Source organism: Brucella sp. IR068, from assembly GCF_049065885.1.
Lineage (GTDB): Bacteria > Pseudomonadota > Alphaproteobacteria > Rhizobiales > Rhizobiaceae > Brucella > Brucella intermedia.
The window spans coordinates 1-1,927 of the sequence record NZ_JBAKHE010000041.1; the positions used below are offsets into that span (position 1 = coordinate 1).

Below are 1,927 nucleotides of genomic sequence, written 5' to 3' on the forward strand. Positions count from 1 at the left end.
ATTACCAGCAATCGCGCATTGCACAGGAGCACGCGGCCGAGCAGCGTCGTCTGAGCGTGGAAGTCCCTATGCCATCATCTGGGTTGGCGGCTATGTTGCAACTAGCACCTCAAGCGCAATTGCAACATTTGGTTGATCGTCCGGAACTTCGAAAGGAATTAACGCAGCTCTCGCATATGCTTGAAAGGCGATTGGCGCCCCAGGAGCGTAAGGCGCTTCACGACGATGATTTCGACACGGCGCAGAAATCACTTGGTGTTTCGATGGAGCAAGCCACGCAGATATCTCACTGAGGCAGCTAGTCGCCGAGGTAGGCCGGCCGAGCCGACGCCACCAACGAAGATTGACGCAAAATAACCCGAGTATCACCTGGTTCTGCTTCCGCGAGCAATATCAGAGTACATTGAGAGGACATGTTGTCATTCTGGCAGTTGTTCCTGGTTTCTGGCAACGAAACCTGCTGTTCCGCGCGCCAAAARCAAATARCATGCGATTGTTTGCTGGGTCAGTGATTGCCTGACCAGTATTCATTGAGAACGCCATTTCTTGTCTCGCCGGGCCAACAGCTCTGGCGAGACCTTTTTGTTTGTTTTTCCGGCTCATTGCGGCCCGGTTATTTTGAGGAGGAATATCATGGTATCGGTCAACCCGACTGCGAAAGTAGCCCTGGCAACGCTCCAGACCTTGAAGCCAAAACCTGAAGAAGCAAGCGCGCCCAAGCAGGCATCTTCATCGGTTCTTGATCCATTGACCAAGGTCCGTACAGGCGCGGGCGTCTCCGATGCCCTGATGAAAATCAGTGAGCTCGTCAGCAGCAAGAATGGAACCCATCCAGCCCGTGCAGAAAGCTCAGTCGAGGAGACAAGTTATATTCGCTGCCGTTTTACAACAAAGGACGGTACTGTTGTGGACTTTGGAAGCGTCCCAAGGGGCAAAGGCATGCTGTCGAAAGGAGAAGGCACCAAGGTGTCGGATCTGCCGGCTGATATCCTCGAACGTTTCCCCTCCCTGAAAACGGCCGATCGGGTCGTGGCTCATGAGCCGCCGCAGGTGAGCGACGAGGTGTTTCGTAACGGTGTCATCGCGTGGTTGAAAGACTGCAACATGCGGGACGAAAGCTTTCGTGCTGCCCTCGCCAATGGAACATTGAAGGTGCAACGAGCCAGCGATGTTCCTGAACTTGGCGGATTGTCGTTTGATTTTGACATCTATGATGCACAAGGGCGTGCTATTGGTGGTTTAGGCGGCAGTCGAGCTTTTAATAAGGAGTTTCTTGCTGCCCAGAAAGCGGCTGGACTGGCGACTTCTACAGGGGGGCTGTTCGGCATCGATTTTTTTGTGACATGGCCGAAAAAGGCCGGATGAACCCGGTAACGAACCTGTCTTTTCGATTATGATTTTGAGTATTGGTGGGACGTCAATCAATGATCCGCTTGTCTTTTACAGCTGCTGTAATCGTTTTCGCTACGCCGGCTTTCGCCGATCACACAATAACCGTAAACTGGCATAATCAGACGCGGGACAGGATTTCGGGTTCACTGATCAATTGCGAACCGCGAGGGACATGTTCCTTCCCCCAGTTCGGGGTTGGTGTCGGCGAAATCCAGAAGACTGTGCAGACTGTAAGCCCCGATACCTTCCTCAGATGGATGGACGTGGGTTACAGCTACTGGCACGAGAACGGCGGCCTTGACGGAAAAGGCGGTTTCAGGGGCTGCAAGATCTCGATATCAGCACATGGCCCATCCAGCACTTGGGCAGGTCCAGGCTGTGAGGAGGACAAGACCCAATATGCTCGATATTTCGAAGGGATACCCCTTAATTGGTCCTGTGAAGTCAAAGTGGAAAAACATCACGAGACGTGCGATTTTGTCTTCGACGTGTACATGTCAGCGCAAAACTGAGTCTGACACAGCAAACGCCACGC

At 52.9% G+C, this 1,927-nt stretch carries 1 protein-coding gene and 1 pseudogene; both read left to right on the forward strand.

Features of this window, described 5'->3' with window-relative positions; all coding sequences use genetic code 11:
* Positions 1–293, forward strand: a pseudogene (locus tag ACOWVS_RS23340) (adenosine monophosphate-protein transferase); the annotation flags it as partial.
* Positions 294–633: 340 nt separating this feature from the next.
* Positions 634–1,365 carry a hypothetical protein gene (locus ACOWVS_RS23345; RefSeq protein ID WP_075042550.1) on the forward strand — a complete coding sequence of 244 codons (732 nt, stop codon included), beginning with the start codon at positions 634–636 and terminating at the stop codon, positions 1,363–1,365.
* Positions 1,366–1,927 lie beyond the last annotated feature (562 nt).